Below are 16292 nucleotides of genomic sequence, written 5' to 3'. Positions count from 1 at the left end.
CAGCACAAGCCGCTTGGACTGCTGGACAGCTTAAGTTTTCATCAACAACGCCCAAGGGTGTCTCATTGGAGGCACCCTTTTTGTCGCTGATCCCCTGGCCCTTTTAGAGACTACCGCATCAACAAACACGAGGAGGAACACACATGAACTACACAATCGAAAAGCGGATTTTTTCCATCTATCAGAATCCGCTCAACGCCAGCAACCTGATCATCGCCCATGAATCCGGCAACCCGAACAACGTCGGACGCAACAGCCTCGAGAACGAAGTCGCCTACATGCAGCGCAATTGGCAAAACGCCTTTGTTTCCCATTGGGTCGGCGGAGGCGGGAAAATAATCCAGATCGCCAACACCGGCAAAGTCCAATGGGGCGTCGGCCCGAAAGCGAACGGCTATGCCTATGCCCAAGTCGAGTTGGCGCGTACGAATAGCCGGACCATCTTTGAACAGGATTATAAAGCCTATGTCTGGCTGCTGCAGAAATTGGCGCTGGAAGCAGGAATCCCCTGCACGCTGAACAGCGGAGCGAGCGTGCATGACAAAGGCATCAAAACCCATTCCTGGGTTTCGAAAACTGTCGGCGGAACCAACCATACCGATCCGGATGGCTACCTCGCGAGTTGGGGTATATCGCAGGCCCGGTTCCGTCAGGATATCGAAGCCGGCCTCTCCGCGCTGCCTCCGCTTACGAGCGCACCAGGCACGTTCCTGTTGCACCGCGTCGTCAAAGGCGACACACTCTGGGGGCTGTCGCGCAAGTACGGAACAACCCCGGCTACGCTGAAACAATTGAATCAGCTGTCTGGTGATCTGATTTTGATCGGCCAGCAACTGAAGGTGCGTCAATACTGAACGGCACCGCTACATCCGCATCACCTGCGGATGTAGCGGTGTCGCTGCCGCCGGTGCCGTTGAATGTGCATTAAATGCTCTTCTCCGGTGAACGCAGGCTTCGCCGGAGTTCGGCCCGCATTTTTGACTGTCTACTCCGATGAGGCAGGTTTCGCCGAAGCTGAGGCCGATTATTACCGGTGTCTACCGGCGAGCGACGGCCTGACCGGAGCTACGCACGGATTCCTACGCTGTACTCCGGTGAACCGCCGCTCCTCTCAATAAAATAGTCTAAACCACAAAAGAAGGCCAGCCCCCAATCAAACAGGGGCTGGCCTTCTTTTGTGGCTTTCATCAATAATCTGCGCGTTCGTAGTTGAATTTACCGATATCCAGATCCAAAAACTCTCTGATGATGGCATACTGGACCTCTAGCGGTTCCTCTTTGACCTCATCGCACAAGTTTTGGCAACTCCTGAAAAAAGCGGCCGCCTCATCCGTTGTCTCGAACAGATACTCCTCCGCCACTGCGTCGTCTTCAACAAAATGAATGACGACCCCTTTCTTGTCCTCCGTGAAATCCATCCCTAATACCGGTGTCATGAACATTTGCAATCGATCCCTTCTCGTCTTGTTAAGTGGCCTTTGTTGCTTGATAAGACCTACACTGGTATTATCCGCAATAATTCGCGCCAGCTTTTTTTATTTTTAAAATTTTTTAAATTATTTTCGCAGATGTTTGTTGAGCTCCTCCACCAGCATGAAGACGGTCGTGGATGGATTGTCCCGAGCTGGCGAAGGCGAGCGCTGGCTGTAGAGTTTCTTGGCATTCTGGATGGCTTCGGGCTGCCTTGATAATAATACGCTGTACATATGCGGATGATTTTTTTTGTAGAAAAAACCGAGCCGTTTCGACAGCATGTCGGGGTAATGGAAGCGCGAAATCGATTTTCTGATCAGTTCGAAATGCAGCAGATACCAGATTTCGAAGGCTTCGTTGCTGTAGGCGGCGCGGAAGCCTTCCCGGTAATGCGTTTCGCAGAAAAAAACAGCTTCATTGAAGATATCCCGGTCGAAGGAATCCTTGTCGAAAACGAGCCAAATTTCATCATACTCGTCACGCCGGGTATCGATAACTTCGCGCGCATGGTTGACCAAGGACATCGTGTTCATCGCCGTCCCGACGATTTCGACCTGCGCAGAGATGACGTGAAAACTGCGGAAGTAGTTCGGCTCGGTCTTGGTGCCTTCGCAAAGGATCAGGAATGTTTTTTCCGGCCGTTTGGTTCCAACCGGCCGTTCAAATTTTTTCTTGTGGCCTCTTCTTCTATTTTCCATTGTCGACCCACCAATCCACCGGCAACGGGAACGGGATCGCCCCGTATTTGCCGTTCAGGTAGTTGCGGTAAAATTCAAAACTGTTCTTCCTTTCCTCGTCATCAAAACGATATTCCACCAAGGAAGTCAGGTGGCTCGCGCTGTAGCTGTCCTTCTCCACGAACCAGACCTGGTCCCTGCGGAAAAGGCTGCTGGACAGATTCGTGATGTCATGCGTCGAATAGATCATCTGGGCGCCCTTTTCGTTGGTATTGCCGGAAAAAAGCTCCAACACATAGCGCGTCATCAAAGTATGGAACTGCGTATCCATCTCATCGACCATCAACAGACCGCCTTTTTCAAGCGCCTCGATGATCGGACCGGCCAACGCCAGCAGTTTGACGGTTCCGGCCGATTCGGTATCCTGGAAACGGAAATTTTCGCAATGCGGCTCGGATTCCCCGGCTTCATTGCGCCGGGTCTTGACGACGAAAAATGCCAATTCCGGCCGGCCGTTGCGCGGATTGCCGAGTTCATGGACAACGATGTCCTGAATGGTGGGATCGGCCACGCGGATCAAGGCCAACAGATTATGCTTGTATTTGGAAAGGTGCATCTTCGCCATCGAAATGGACAGCCCAATTTTCGACGTATCGAGGATGATGCGCATCTCCGTGAACCACTCGAGAAACAATTTCAACTCCGGATGTTGGGCTGATTCAGGTGCGTAAAGTAAGGACGACAAGGCCAAACGCGTATCATCCAAAATGATGTGGCGGAAAAGTTCGGCCCATTCCCCGCCGACAATCGCGCCGGTCACATTCCGGAAGAACAGATCTTTCTGCTCCTCGCCTTCCAGATAGAGAAACTCTTCGGTCACCCGTTTGCGATTGACGAAAAAACCATAGCGATAAAGCTTCCCGGCCAAAAGGAAGCTGACTTCCAACATCGTGTCCTTTTTCTCGGTGCGCGCATCCAGATGGAACGGTTCGATATGGCTCAGCCATTCCGTGGACGTGCACGTCTGCAGCAAAACGCCTTCCTGGATCATCTTCATCGCCTTCAGCAAGTTGCTTTTCCCGCTGGCGTTCGCCCCATAGATCGTCGCCAATTTCGTAACGGCGATGTTGTCCTTGCCATAGACGGACTCAGGGTGTTCAGCAATCGGGCTGGCGACCATCGAAAAAGTAGCCTCATCCTTAAAGGAAAAAAAGTTTTCCATCACAATTTCTACGAGCATTTCCGCACCTCCTATACCCAAAAGTATAGCACCCTAGCGGCGTTTCTTCTAAGAATAACCGTCAAGAATGCAAAAGTGGGGAATGTTTATGAGATCGGTTACATGAATGCGGGTTTGTAGGCGTTTGGGGGATGTTTGCATCCGCAAAATTCTCAGTAAACGAAAAAGTCCAGGCTCGCCAGCTCCGGGGAACGGTTGGCTCACCGGAGAAGCGGTAGTGATAAGGCGTTGTTCTCCGATGAAGTTTGCCTCACCGGAGCCGAGCGGTTGAACCTACACTCGATCTCCGGCGAGCCCCTGCCTGGCCGGAGATCGGGTACCCGAACAATATTAAAAAAAGACGCACTCCAATTCATGAGCCGCCTTCCCCGATATCAATGAAATTATATAACCCCAACCAGTAACCGACCGTTTTGAAAATCTCATACTGCGCCAATCTCCTTCCGAGTTGCGTTTCGATCCAAGGCAAGCCGTATGGGCCACCTGCAGACACATAAATGAACGTCAAGTCCTTCCCTTTTGCCGCTTTCTCGAAGCTGTACTTGACCCGATTCATATGATAATCACTCGAAACAACAATCGCGGAGTCATAACCGTTATCCTCCATCAATGCGATGCTGAAAACAGCATTGGTCCAGGTACTGGTCGCCTGGTAATCCGCCAATATGTCCTCATCCATCATGCCGAGTTCACCGTATGGCTGCAGATGCAGCAGCTCGGCTTCCACCAGTAACGGCGAGACGATGATCTTGCCGGATTCGGAAAAGCCTTGCTCCAGCAGTTCGGAAGCCTTAACTCCCCGCTCCGGCGCGCCTTCCGGTACGATGATGATGTCGGAAACGACCGGTTCCTCATTGATTTCCAGATTGGCGAGGATGTAGAAGCTGATCGCCAAAGCGACGGCAGTCACGATCAAAAACGCATTCAGCAACAGCATCGTTATTCTGGTGGATTCGTCCGTCTTCAGGAGGCTGCGCTCCTTGTCGAATGGATAATTTGCCATCTGCCGCTTCCATCCCCTTTCCTCACGCTATTATCACTCTATTTTAGCTGAAATGCGGAAATAAGCCATCGCTTTTTGTATTTTTTCTTCTGCGGTGATCATCAACCGATACTTGTAAGCGCTATCGTGCTATGATTAAAGCAATAAGGCATAAGGAGGAAAACAACATGAAACTGATGAACAAAGTCGCTGTCGTGACCGGGGGAGCCTCCGGTATGGGTGAAGCCATCTGCCGCCGGTTCGCAAAGGAGGGTGCAAAAGTAGTCGTCGCCGACTACAACTTCGAAGGTGCCCAAAAAGTCGCAAACGAAATCAACGCTGAAACCCTGGATGCTGCCACTGCCCTTAAAGCAGATGTTTCGCTGGAACACGACACCAACGCCATGATCGACACCGCCATCGCCCTCTACGGAAAATTAGATATCCTTGTCAATAACGCCGGGATCATGGACGGTTTCGAACCGGTCGGAGAAGTCACGAATGACCGTTGGGACAAGGTTTTCGCCGTCAACGTCAATGGACCGATGTACGCCAGCCGCAGAGCCATCGCCCTTTTCCTTGAACAAGGCAGCGGCAACATCATCAACATCGCTTCGATCGGCGGCCTACACGGCGGTCGTGCTGGCGTCGCCTATGTTGCTTCGAAACATGCTGTCATCGGGCTGACGAAGAACACAGCCTTCATGTACGCGAAAAAAGGCATCCGCTGCAACGCCATCGCGCCTGGAGCCGTCGCTACCAATATCGCCCAGTCGATGGGCACCGTCAGCACATTCGGCCAGGAAACGACTGGCGTCGGCATGGCGATCAACCCGGCTTTCGGAATGCCCGACCAGATCGCTTCCGTTGCGCTTTTCCTGGCGTCCGACGACTCCAGCTTCGTCAACGGCGCAGTCGTGACCGCGGACGGCGGCTGGACCAGCTACTGAAGCATGATTAATGTCACATAAAAACGAATGCGGCTGTTCCGAAAGGAGACAGCCGCATTCGTTTTTGTCTATCCTAGCTCAGGTTGGCCATCAGATTTCAGATGCCCGAATGAATGCTTGATATCCGGGACTTTGACCTGACTGAGAGGTCAAAGCCCCGGATGTTCCTAGAGCATTCGGGAATCCCGCCCATTTCTGCGTTTAAATAATCGAATATCCCTCAAATATTCGAGAACTTCGCTTGTCCGCTATCCGTTTTTGTCCTCCAGCCAGATTTTCCGGGAAATGAAATTCCAGGCCATCACGAACACAGTGGCGGCGACCTTCGCCACCAAATAATAAAACCCGACTTGTTCCACGAACAGCCACATCAGCACTTGATTCAATCCGAGGCCGATGATGCTCAACGTCACGAAAAGCAGCAGCTCCTGGCGCTTCTCGGCTTCACCAAAGCGGCTCGTGAACACATAGCGCATGCTTGCCGCATAATTGAACAAAGTCGCAGCCACGAACGCCAGCGCGGCGGCCGTCAAATAATGCAGGCTGATGAAATCGGTCAATACATACAAAACAATAAAATCCAATACGGTCGCAAAGACGCCGACGATCCCGAATTTCACCACTTGTGCCATCAGTTTAGTCATCGTCCTGCCCCTCCTTGCGATCAGTCGGCAAGGCAACATCCGTCTCCTTCAGAATGTAGAGCGGGCGCCTTTTTGTCTCCATGAAGGTTTTCCCCAAGTATTTCCCGAGGATCCCCAAGCAGAGCAACTGCAAGCCGCCCATCCCCAAGATGATGACGATGAGCGAAGTCCAACCGGATGTTGCGTTCCCGAACACCAAAGTCCGCACGGTCAGGATCAGTGCTGCCAAAATCGCAACCGCGAACGATAGGAATCCGGTGAAGGCCGCAATCGCCAATGGTGCCTCGGAAAAGGCCACAATCCCGTCCAGCGAATATTTGAACAGACTCCAGAACGACCAGGTCGTCTTGCCGGCGACCCGTTCCTGATTTTCGTAGGACAGGTACTTCGTCTCGAAGCCAACCCAGCTGAAGATTCCCTTCGAAAAACGGTTGTATTCGGTCATCTCAAGCACCGCATCGACCATCTGGCGCGTCATCAGCCGGAAATCGCGGGCGCCATCGACGATCTCGGTATCGGAGATGCGGTTGATCAAATGATAGAACTGCCTCGCGAAAAAGGAACGGATCGGCGGTTCGCCTTTGCGGTCAAGGCGTTTCGTGCCGATGCATTCGTATTCGCCTGTGCGGATCAGGGCAACCATCTCCACCAGCAGCGCCGGCGGGTCCTGGAGATCCGCATCCATCACGGCGACGTAATCCCCGGTCGCGTGGCGCAGCCCCGCCACCAGCGCCGCCTCTTTGCCGAAGTTGCGCGAAAAGGACAGGTAATGCACCCGTTCATCCAGCGCGGCCAACCGTTTCAGCTCCGCCAGCGTGGCATCCTTCGAGCCGTCATTCACGAAAATCAGTTCGAATGCGGCATCCGGCAGCAGCGCGCTGACCGCGGTGATCTCTTTATAAAAAATCGGCACCATCTCTTCCTCGTTGTGGCAAGGAATGATGATGGAAATGATAGCTTTTGACATGTGTCCACCTCGGCAATTCCTTCAAAAATTTTTGTGCTTCGTTTATCGTATCATAATTTACACGGGATGACCGTCTATTTCTTGAAATGTTTCAGCAAACCGAGGCATCGGGTTTCGACGTTCTTCTGCCACAGATAGGCCACCGGCAAAGCGAACAGCGGCGAAAGCAGCAGCGCCGTTTCCGGCGGGATGACCTGGCCCAGGAACGTCACAAAGAGGATAATCGACGTCGTGTGCGTCAGGTACAGGCTGAAGGACAGCCTTCCCAAAAGCAGCAGCGGTTTCGATTTGAAGAACGCCGTCAAACGCGGCGACTCCAGGCACAACAAAAGGAACAGAATGATGCCCAGCCCCGTCAGCAACAGCGTGTGCCGCACCCGGAACGACAAACCGAGCTCCGCCAGGATCCACTGGCTCGGAATCAAGAACGGGATCGCCCAGGCCGAAAGGATCCGGAAACGGCGGTGCTCCTGCACAACTACTCGGATGGCGGGAAGATGCTTCGCCAGTACCGCCCCCATCACGAAAAAGATCGCATAATAATTGGTCCGGTTGAGCGACTCCGACAGTTGTGCCAACCAGGCCGTGTCGCTCTGCATGCCCCAATTCGTCAACGCCTCAATCCCCAACTGCAGGACAGCATAATACCCAAGGACCTTCCCTGTCCGGTTGCGGTGAAGCGCCACAGCCACAAAGGGCAGGATGAAGGACAAGCGCCATTCCTGGACCATGCTCCAAAAAGCACCGCTAAGGATGTTCAAATTGTAGTCATACCCGAGAAAATACAACAGCATCTCCAGCGTGTTCGGCACCCTTTTCCATTTCACGTTGAACGAACCGCTCAAGTCGATCGTGTCCTGCTTCCAGGCTCCAAACAGCGCAATCAGGATGACCGTCACCGCGATGACAAGCACATAAGGCAGCATCAGGCGGATCCAGCGTTTGATGATGAACGGCTTGAAGTCCAGCTTCCGTCCGTTCAGATAGGGCCGTGCCAGCACAAACCCGCCGATGATGTAGAAGACCAGCACCGCTTCATTGCCGCCCCAGATCATTTTCAATGGTGTCTGCGTCGCCACCCTCCAAAAGGAATTGGCAAAGATTTTGTATTCATTGGCACTGTAACCATAAACTGTCCAGACCGCCATGTGGAAAATCATGACAATAAGGGAGGCCAATCCCCGCATGCCGTCAAAGATTTCGATCCGTTGGCTTTGGCCGGATTTTTGCATATCATTCACTCCCATTATCAACAAAACTATCGAAATATTCCTTCCTATGGTAGTGCAAATGTTACAAAATTTCAAACTGTTTATTTTTTTGAGCATATCCTATGCATATTTCGAAGCCGAGATGTTATACTGTACTTACATGCGGTAAGTGAATCGAAAACCGCATCAAATCAACCATAAGTGGAGGAACACACATGAACGTTTTAGTAGTAAAAGGAAACAACAGACCCGCAGAAGAAGCGATTTCTTCAAAAATGTACGAAACTTTTTTGGCAGCAGCCAAAGAAAATGATAAATTGAACATCACAACTTACAACGTCTTTTCAGAAGATATGCCTTACTTGGGCCAGGACCTATTCGGCGCTTACGGCAAAATGGCTGTCGGCGAAGAATTGACTGACATCGAAACACGCCTTTTGGCAGCAAAACAAAAAGCAATGGACGCTGTAACCGCAGCTGACGTGATCGTATTCGCATTCCCATTGTGGAACTTGACGATTCCAGCTAAATTGCAAACATTCATCGACTACATCTTCGCAGCTGGCTTTGCTTTCAAATATGACGAAACAGGCACAATGGTTGCTTTGATGCCTGAAAAGAAAGTCATCCTTCTGAACGCACGCGGCGGCGTCTACTCGTCTCCTGAAATGTCTCCAATGGACATGGGCGTCAACTACATGCGCAACGTTTTTGCTGGCGTCTTCGGCATGGAAATCATCGGCGAAGTCATCATCGAAGGACACGCAGCTGTTCCTGATCAAGCTGCAACAATCATCGAAGAAGGTCTTGCTAAAGTTACAGCATTAGCAAAATCACTATAATCATAACTAGCGGGGTGCATCAAAACCAGAAAATACCATTCTGGTTTTGATGTACCCTTTTTGCTTTATGCGGTGATTGAATCGATGCTAAGAATTTCCCCGCCAAAACTACCTTAGCGGGGAAATTCAGATCAAATCACAGTCAGAAAACCCGTCAAAACTACCTTGGCGGGGAAAATTGTCCGCAGAAAACATGAGATTCCCCGCCAACACCACTTTGGCGGGGAATTCCACCCTAAATTCGAACGCAGATCCAAACCTTCATTGCAGAAATCTGGATCTGCAACTGCTCTTCTACGGTGAACGCAGGCTTCGCCGGAGTTCGGCCCACATTCTGCTTGTGTTCTCCGATAAGCACTGCTTTATCGGAGGTAAGTCCGATTGTTACCGGCGTTCTCCGGTGAGCGGATCGTTCACCGGAGGAACGGACGCAAACCGGAGTCTTCCTCCTGCTAGCTTCTTCGTTGCGCTCCGCAATCGCAATCCTGACATCGGATTGACAAAATCATTGTATTTATTGTTGACAGCCTTCGCACAACTATGCAATAATACAAAACGTAATCATTTCGATTTGCTATCATTTATTTTTCAGGAGGACAAAATGCAGAAAAAACATAGAACAACCCAGTGGATGATCGGCAGCCTGCTCGTGTTGAGCTTGGCGGCTTGCCAAAACGACCCGGAAACCGAAGAATCCGCGACATCCAGTGAACCTGCTGCTGCCGAAATCACGATAGCGCCCGTCAACTTGCAGGACCAGGCGACAATTGATGCGGCCAACGGCATTTTTGAAGACAGCCAAGTCGCCGATCGCCCTTTGAGCGATTGGGAAGGCGAATGGCAATCGGTCTACCCTTACCTTTTGGACGGCACACTGGACAGCGTCTTCGCGGATAAAGCCGAGGATACCGGTGAAAAGACCGCAGAGGAATACAAGGAATATTACACAGTTGGCTACGAGACAACGGTTGATGAAATCGTCATCAGCGCTGACACCATTACGTTCCATGACGGCGACACCATACGTACCGGCACCTACCGGTCCAGCGGCTACCAAATTTTGACCTACGAATCCGGAAAGAAAGGCGTCCGCTATCTGTTCGAGTTGACGGATGCGACCCAAGATGCACCGCGTTACATCCAATTCAGTGACCACATTATCGAACCGACAGCTTCCGCGCACTACCACATTTACATGGGCGACGAAAACCACGAAGCGCTGCTGCAGGAGATGGACAACTGGCCGACTTTCTATCCGGACGGGCTGGACGGAGCGGAAATCCTTGAGGAAATGCTGCATCACTGATCTGAAAGTGGGTCACCGGGAGCTGTGCTCCGGTGAACGACGGCTTCGCCGGAGTTGACTGCTGTTATCGGCTTTCTCCTCCGGCGAGGGGGTCTTCACCGGAGGATGAACCGGATTTCGCTGTCCAGCTCCGGTGAACGGTTCCTTCGCCGGAGCTGGCGCTCTGCCACGCATACTCGCAAAAAAATCTCCGGCAAGCGCCTGCTTGCCGGAGATTTTTTATCATACGGTCATAAACACCGCTTGTCGACCCAGCCCAGCGTCTTGCCGTTCAGCGTCACAAGCGCATAGTAGCCGTCCGCCGATTCCTGGATGACCTGAACAGATGTATTCAGGTAGGAACTGGTCAGCCCCAGCATCGTGAAGCCAGGCGTCCCCCATGGCAGACTATCGATCGAATAGCCGACCGAGCGGATCGTGGCGGCGTAATTCACCGCTTTTGTATTCAAAGCCGCCAAAGCGCGGTAGTCGACCCAGCCCAAGTTCTGGCCGTTCAGCTGGATCAGCTTGTAATTCCCGTCAGTTGATTCCGCTACGACCTTCACGAGGCTGCCCAAATAGTTGTTCGTGCTGTCCAGCAGTTGATACCCTGTTGTTCCCCATGGCAGGCTGTCGATCGAATAATTTTGGCCCGAGATACCGGCGTAATAGGAAACCTGGCGCGCATTGCTGAAGGCCCTTTTGTCGATCCAGCCGATCCGTTGTCCGTCGATGGCGATCTCCGCATAGGCACCGTCCACACTTTCCCGCAGCACAGTAGCTAATTTCCCGAAATAAGCCGCTGCATCGGCAATCTTGACGAAACCTGGCTCTCCCCACGGCAAGCTGTCGATCGAATAATTGCCGTTCATGATCGGCAGGCTGTAACTCGCGGCGACTGTCGAAAAGTTCTGCAGACCCTTGCTGTCGATCCAACCCAGAGGCTTCCCGTCAAACGTAATATACGCGTACGCACCATTCGCCGTTTTGCGCGTCACAATTACTTCTTTTCCGTAATAATTCGAAGAAGAATCCAGATAAACATAACCTGCTTCGCCCCATGGCTGGCTATCGATCGAAAAGTTCGTGCCGGAAACGACCGCCGAATAATAAGCAGCCGTAGCATCGAAGCTCTCGAAAGCGCGGTAATCCACCCAACCCAGCGGCGAGCCGTTGTAGGCCAAACACAGGTAGGCGCCGTCAGCCGATTTTCCGATCACCGTGACGGTCTTGCCGACATAAGAGCTGCTCCAGTCGAGCGTCCGGTAGCCGGAAGTCCCCCACGGCAAGCTGTCGATCGAATAGTTGCCCTTGCGGATAACTGCATTGTAGCTCGGGAAAGCCGCGTTGAAGGCCCGCTTGTCTATCCAGCCCAGTTTGACCCCGTCGACCGAGATTTCGGCATAGACTCCGTTGGCCGTTTCCCGGACGACCGTCGCCAATTTCCCGTAGTAAGCCGCCGTGTCGCCGACATGAGCGTAGCCCGGCTCACCCCACGGCATCGAATCGATCGAATACCCGCTGTTCATGATTGGCAACGAATAACTTGCCGGAACGGTGTAAAAATTCTTCAGCGCATCCCTGTCGATCCAGCCCAGTTCTTTGCCGGCGCAGGAAATAAACGCGTACTGTCCATCCACGGTTTGCTTCGTGACCGCAATTTCCTTGCCGTAATAATTGGAACAAGGCTCCAAATATTTGTAGCCTAGCGTCCCCCACGGCAGACTGTCGATTGAAAAGTTTGTGCTCGCTACGATTGCGTTGTAATTCACTGCCACCGTCTTCGGTCCATCGAACTTGGTCAGATCATAAGCGCTGATGATGGCATTCAGCTTGATATAATAGGAAGAGTCCGTCGCATAACGCCCAGTCAAATACAGTGTGGCATCCTGATAACTGGTCGTATTTTCCTTCCAGGTACCTTTGTAGTAATTCGCATCCCAGCTGACGCCATTGCGCAGTTTTTCCGCATAATCGATCATCGATTCATAATAGGAAGGGTACAGCCTGAAGAAGGCATCGATCCAGATGATCGACCCGTCGCTCTCTTCCTCCCACGTACGCATCACGATCGAATTGCCGGCGTAGGACCCTTTGATGCCGAAAAGATTGTTGCCGACCGTACTGAGTTTACTGGTTCCATAAGCGGTCTCTAGCGAAGCTTGGGCGACCATGACCGAAGCGTACAGATTGTAGTCGTTGCCGATTTCGGTGGCGTACTGCCCGAGATAGTTCACGAATTCCGCCGTCGTGGCGAACGTCCGCGTCTCCTTGTCGATTTCCGTATAGGCATTCGTGCCATTGACGCTCAACAGCTGTCCGATATTGATGAGAGTGCTCGTCAGACTGTTCCAGCGCGTCAAACTAGCGACATCCGTGCTGTAATGAGTGGCTATTTTCTGCAGCGTATCGCCGGATTGGACGTAATAATACCAAGTGCCTTTCGCTTCCTCGACGACAGTCGTGGTTGTGGCGGTAGCGGCAGTTGCTGTCATCAGCGGGGCTTGAGCCGTTTCTTCGGCATCAGCGGATGCCGATCCCGAGTCGGTCTCTCCGATTGGTTCAGCGCTGCTGTCATCGGTTCCGAGCGCCACCTCAGGGGCCGAATCCGTTACAGGTTCCTCCCCAACCGTTGAAGCGGTTTCATTTTCAGTGGTCGGTAAAGACGGATCTGTCGGATTTGCTTGTGGGTCTTCCGCATCCACTGCAGTCCCCTCTTCCGTTCCTTCCGCTGCGGGCACCAGCCAATCCGATTCGCTCAACAAGATCGTTTGGGTGGCATCCTTATAGACTTTCACCTGCAAAACGGTTGTCCCTTCCGGAACGCTCTCCAACGCAACCGTAAAAATTCCGGCTTCATCAGCGGTTTGCTCGCCAACCTTGCTCTCTTCTGCACAAATAACCACGTATGCGTTCGGTTGGGTTGTTCCAGAGAGCTGATTGGTTCCGTAAATTCCGTCATCCAAAATGGTTTCGACCGGTATCGATGATGCAGTTTCTGTTGCAGCTTCTGTTTCTTCTTCCGTTGGTAATTCTGCTGATACCGGCAGCTCATCCGCTTGCTGCACAGGAAGGACCGGATTTGTTGATTCGATCGGCGCCAAGGTTGCAGTGGTGCCATACCCTTCTTCGGCAAAAGCAATCTTGTTTCCGACAAGTAAGCTTGCGGCAACGCTTGATAAAGCGATATAAGTTCGTAGGTATTTTTGTTGAACAATCTTCATACTAACCCTCCATATCTATCGATATTTTCTTAAAATTCCGTTAAATCCCATACGTTCATTATATCATCCAGCACGAATAACGCATCATTACTTTTTCATTACAAGCGCTTTCGGTCAGATGCCGCATCACTGCTCTTGATAGCGGATCACCGGAAGCTGTGCTCCGGTGAACGACGGCTTCGCCGGAGCTGGCCCCGCATTCATGCTTGAATGTATTACCGTAAAAAAAGCCGGAAGACACATCCATCTTGGATGATATCTTCCGGCTCCCAGCTAGTAACCCTAATTGAAATAAGCCACAATCCCTACAGTGATTGCTTTTGCCAAAGTCGTCTGATAGCTGGTCGTAGTCAATTTTGCCAATTCGGTCGGTGAGCTCATGTAACCCAACTCGAGCAACACAGCAGGAATAGCCGTTTCGCGCAGAACAGCGAATGTGTTCCGACGCACGCCGCGATCGATCGCGCCCGTATTCACTACCAAGGAATTCTGGATCGCCGAAGCCAAATGGGCACTTTCCAGAATGCGTGTCGGATCATTGTGCATTTCTTCATTGATGATCGGCGGATAGTCGGAGTCGTATTGATAGTAATATGTCTCGATTCCGGTGACAGTCGCATTTCCAGGCATCGCATTGTGATGGATGCTGACAAAAATATCCGCTCCCGATGCATTCGCTTCTTCCGAACGCTCCAACAAACCAACGTAGGTATCCGTTATGCGCGACATGATGACCGTGAATCCCAACGCTTCCAGATTCGCTTTCACCTTATTCGAAACAGCCAGATTGATGTTTTTTTCCATCACGCTGCTGTATGTCGCGCCGGCTTCCCAGCCGCCATGACCCGGGTCAAGGAATACTGTGTGGTTCAATTCAGCAACCGTCAAAGCGTCCTTCGCGATCCACCCTAATACTTTTCCGTTCAGGGAAACTAATGCCCAACGGACACCATTCGCGGTCAATTTTTCTTGACTGACCGTTACACCGGAACCAAGATAACTTGAAGTGTAGCCTACAGTCTGGTAGCCTTCTACCCCCCACGGCAAAGAGTTGATACCGTCCGTACCGCGTGTGATCGTCGCTTTATAGAAAGTGTCGGTCGTTGTGACAACCTTATTGAAGAGCGCATCCTTCGCAATCCAACCGAGTTCCTTTCCATTGATGGAAATCAAAGCCCAAGTCACGCCATTATCCGTTACTTGCTCTTTTGATACAGTGACTTTTTGTCCCAGATAAGTATAGCTATATCCGATTGTTTTGTAGCCTTTCATTCCCCATGGCAATGTGTTGATGCCATCGGTTCCTCTAAAAATAGTTGCTTGATATGAAACGGTCTTCGAAGATACGACTTGGACATAACTTGGTTCGGTCAAGGCAGCTTTCGCAATCCAGCCGATCTGGTTTCCATCAATCGAAAGAAAAGCCCACGTCACTCCATTGTCAGCCACTTTTTCTTGGATGACGGTCACTTGCTTGCCCAGATAGTCCGAGCTGGTGCCGATGGTTTGATACCCTCTTGTTCCCCATGGCTGCGTGTTGATGCCGTCCCCACCGCGCGTTACCGTAGCCGGATAATTCACATCTGTAGTCGAAAGAATCTGCACATATATGACCGGTTTCAGAGCATCCTTAGCTATCCATCCCAATTGGATGCCGTCTAAAGTGATGAATGCCCAAGTCACTCCGTTGTCAGCTACTTTTTCTTGGCTAACGGTCACTTGCTTGTTCACGTAAGTGCTGCTGTTGCTGACTGTCTTGTAGCCTTTCGTGCCCCACGGCTGCGAATTGATCGCATCAGAGTTGCGGATGATTGTCGCTTCATAATCCACATTGGTAGTAGACAAAATCTGCACATAGGTCGGCTCGGTCAAGGCATCCTTGGCGATCCAGCCTAATTGGGTGCCATTGAGCGAAATCAGCGCCCATATCACACCATTCTCGACAACTTTTTCTTGGCTGACAATTACGCTTTTGCCTAGGTACGCCGCACTCTGGCCCAAAATCTTAAACCCGCGTGTACCCCATGGCGCTGTATTGATTGCATCCGTTCCGCGCGTAATCGTTGCCGGGTAATCCACAGTTGTGGTTGATAAAACCGATAAATAAGTGGGCTCAGTCAAAGCGTCCTTGGCAATCCAGCCTAGTTGCGTGCCATCCAAGGAAATCAACGCCCACGTCACGCCGTTCTCCAATACTTTTTCTTGGCTGACGGTCACGCTTTTGCCTAGATAAGCGGCGCTATGGCTTAGAGTCTTGAACCCTTTCGTGCCCCATGGCGCTGTATTGATCGCATCAGTGCCGCGCGTGATTGTCGCCGGATAATCAACAGTTGTCGTGGATAGCACAGCCAGATAAGTCGGCTCAGTCAAAGCGTCCTTGGCGATCCAACCGATTTCCTTGCCATCCAAGGAAATCAAAGTCCAGGTCACACCGTTATCGGTCAATTTTTCTTGGCTGACGGTGACCGTTTTCCCGAGATAACTCGAGCTGGATCCGATCGTCTGATACCCTTGCGTCCCCCAAGGAAGTGTGTTTATTCCGTCGATACCGCGCGTTACCGTAGCTTCGTAATTCACAGTCGTCGTTGATAGAATCTGGACGTAAGCCGTTTCTGAAACCGCAGTTACGCCATCTATATCAGTAGCCTTAGCGACCGGAATATTGAACGTGCCTAAAGCCAAAAGCACAGCCCCTACCATAGAAGCCCTGCGCCAATCCCAAGCATTATTATGAAACATTCTCTTCATTTTACCCCTCCAACCAGATAATGAATCCATTCAATTATTTTGAACAATA

The 16292-nt window shown here is 51.5% G+C and carries 13 protein-coding genes; 4 read left to right on the top strand and 9 right to left on the bottom strand.

What is annotated here, in order from left to right:
* Positions 1-143: 143 nt before the first annotated feature.
* On the top strand, positions 144-854 hold the full coding sequence (locus C8U37_RS14730; RefSeq protein WP_108031645.1) for a LysM peptidoglycan-binding domain-containing protein: 711 nt from the start codon (positions 144-146) through the stop codon (positions 852-854).
* A gap of 333 nt (positions 855-1187) precedes the next feature.
* On the opposite strand, the gene C8U37_RS02120 is transcribed toward C8U37_RS14730, so the two are convergent.
* From C8U37_RS02120 to C8U37_RS02105, 4 genes are all read right to left on the bottom strand, one after another.
* Positions 1188-1448: a hypothetical protein gene (locus C8U37_RS02120; RefSeq protein ID WP_146161797.1), complete on the bottom strand. Its 261-nt coding sequence runs from the start codon at positions 1446-1448 to the stop codon at positions 1188-1190.
* A gap of 108 nt (positions 1449-1556) precedes the next feature.
* On the bottom strand, positions 1557-2171 hold the full coding sequence (locus tag C8U37_RS02115; protein ID WP_108031643.1) for an RloB family protein: 615 nt from the start codon (positions 2169-2171) through the stop codon (positions 1557-1559).
* Entirely contained in the window at positions 2161-3390 is a 1230-nt protein-coding gene (locus C8U37_RS02110) for an AAA family ATPase (protein WP_108031642.1), read from the bottom strand. The genes C8U37_RS02115 and C8U37_RS02110 overlap by 11 nt, the downstream gene beginning before the upstream one ends.
* Positions 3391-3742: 352 nt before the next feature.
* The gene (locus C8U37_RS02105) at positions 3743-4393 is read right to left on the bottom strand and encodes a YdcF family protein (protein WP_108031641.1); all 651 of its coding nucleotides are present in this window, start codon (positions 4391-4393) and stop codon (positions 3743-3745) included.
* 167 nt (positions 4394-4560) lie between these two features.
* Here C8U37_RS02105 and C8U37_RS02100 point away from each other — a divergent pair, with 167 nt between their 5' ends.
* The gene (locus C8U37_RS02100) at positions 4561-5322 is read left to right on the top strand and encodes an SDR family oxidoreductase (RefSeq protein WP_108031640.1); all 762 of its coding nucleotides are present in this window, start codon (positions 4561-4563) and stop codon (positions 5320-5322) included.
* Positions 5323-5570: 248 nt separating this feature from the next.
* Here C8U37_RS02100 and C8U37_RS02095 read toward each other — a convergent pair whose 3' ends face one another.
* The 3 genes from C8U37_RS02095 to C8U37_RS02085 all read right to left on the bottom strand — a co-directional run bounded on the left by C8U37_RS02095 (position 5571) and on the right by C8U37_RS02085 (position 8165).
* Complete coding sequence (locus C8U37_RS02095; RefSeq protein WP_108031639.1) at positions 5571-5966, bottom strand: GtrA family protein; 396 nt, start codon at positions 5964-5966, stop codon at positions 5571-5573.
* On the bottom strand, positions 5959-6933 hold the full coding sequence (locus C8U37_RS02090) for a glycosyltransferase family 2 protein (protein WP_108031638.1): 975 nt from the start codon (positions 6931-6933) through the stop codon (positions 5959-5961). The genes C8U37_RS02095 and C8U37_RS02090 overlap by 8 nt, the downstream gene beginning before the upstream one ends.
* Positions 6934-7007: 74 nt before the next feature.
* Positions 7008-8165: an acyltransferase family protein gene (locus C8U37_RS02085; RefSeq protein ID WP_170100160.1), complete on the bottom strand. Its 1158-nt coding sequence runs from the start codon at positions 8163-8165 to the stop codon at positions 7008-7010.
* A gap of 194 nt (positions 8166-8359) precedes the next feature.
* Between C8U37_RS02085 and C8U37_RS02080 the strand changes: the two genes are divergently transcribed.
* Both C8U37_RS02080 and C8U37_RS02075 read left to right on the top strand, forming a co-directional pair.
* Complete coding sequence (locus C8U37_RS02080) at positions 8360-8986, top strand: FMN-dependent NADH-azoreductase (protein WP_108031636.1); 627 nt, start codon at positions 8360-8362, stop codon at positions 8984-8986.
* A gap of 601 nt (positions 8987-9587) precedes the next feature.
* On the top strand, positions 9588-10292 hold the full coding sequence (locus tag C8U37_RS02075; protein ID WP_108031635.1) for a metal-binding protein ZinT: 705 nt from the start codon (positions 9588-9590) through the stop codon (positions 10290-10292).
* A gap of 230 nt (positions 10293-10522) precedes the next feature.
* Here the strand turns inward: C8U37_RS02075 and C8U37_RS02070 are convergent, their stop codons facing one another.
* Together C8U37_RS02070 and C8U37_RS02060 are read right to left on the bottom strand one after the other, a co-directional pair.
* Complete coding sequence (locus C8U37_RS02070) at positions 10523-13495, bottom strand: GW dipeptide domain-containing protein (protein WP_108031634.1); 2973 nt, start codon at positions 13493-13495, stop codon at positions 10523-10525.
* Positions 13496-13777: 282 nt separating this feature from the next.
* Positions 13778-16243: a GW dipeptide domain-containing protein gene (locus tag C8U37_RS02060; RefSeq protein WP_170100159.1), complete on the bottom strand. Its 2466-nt coding sequence runs from the start codon at positions 16241-16243 to the stop codon at positions 13778-13780.
* Between the last annotated feature and the right edge of the window lie 49 nt (positions 16244-16292).

The organism is Trichococcus patagoniensis (assembly GCF_003051085.1).
Lineage (GTDB): Bacteria > Bacillota > Bacilli > Lactobacillales > Aerococcaceae > Trichococcus > Trichococcus patagoniensis.
This window is presented reverse-complemented; position numbering and strand designations above follow the sequence as displayed.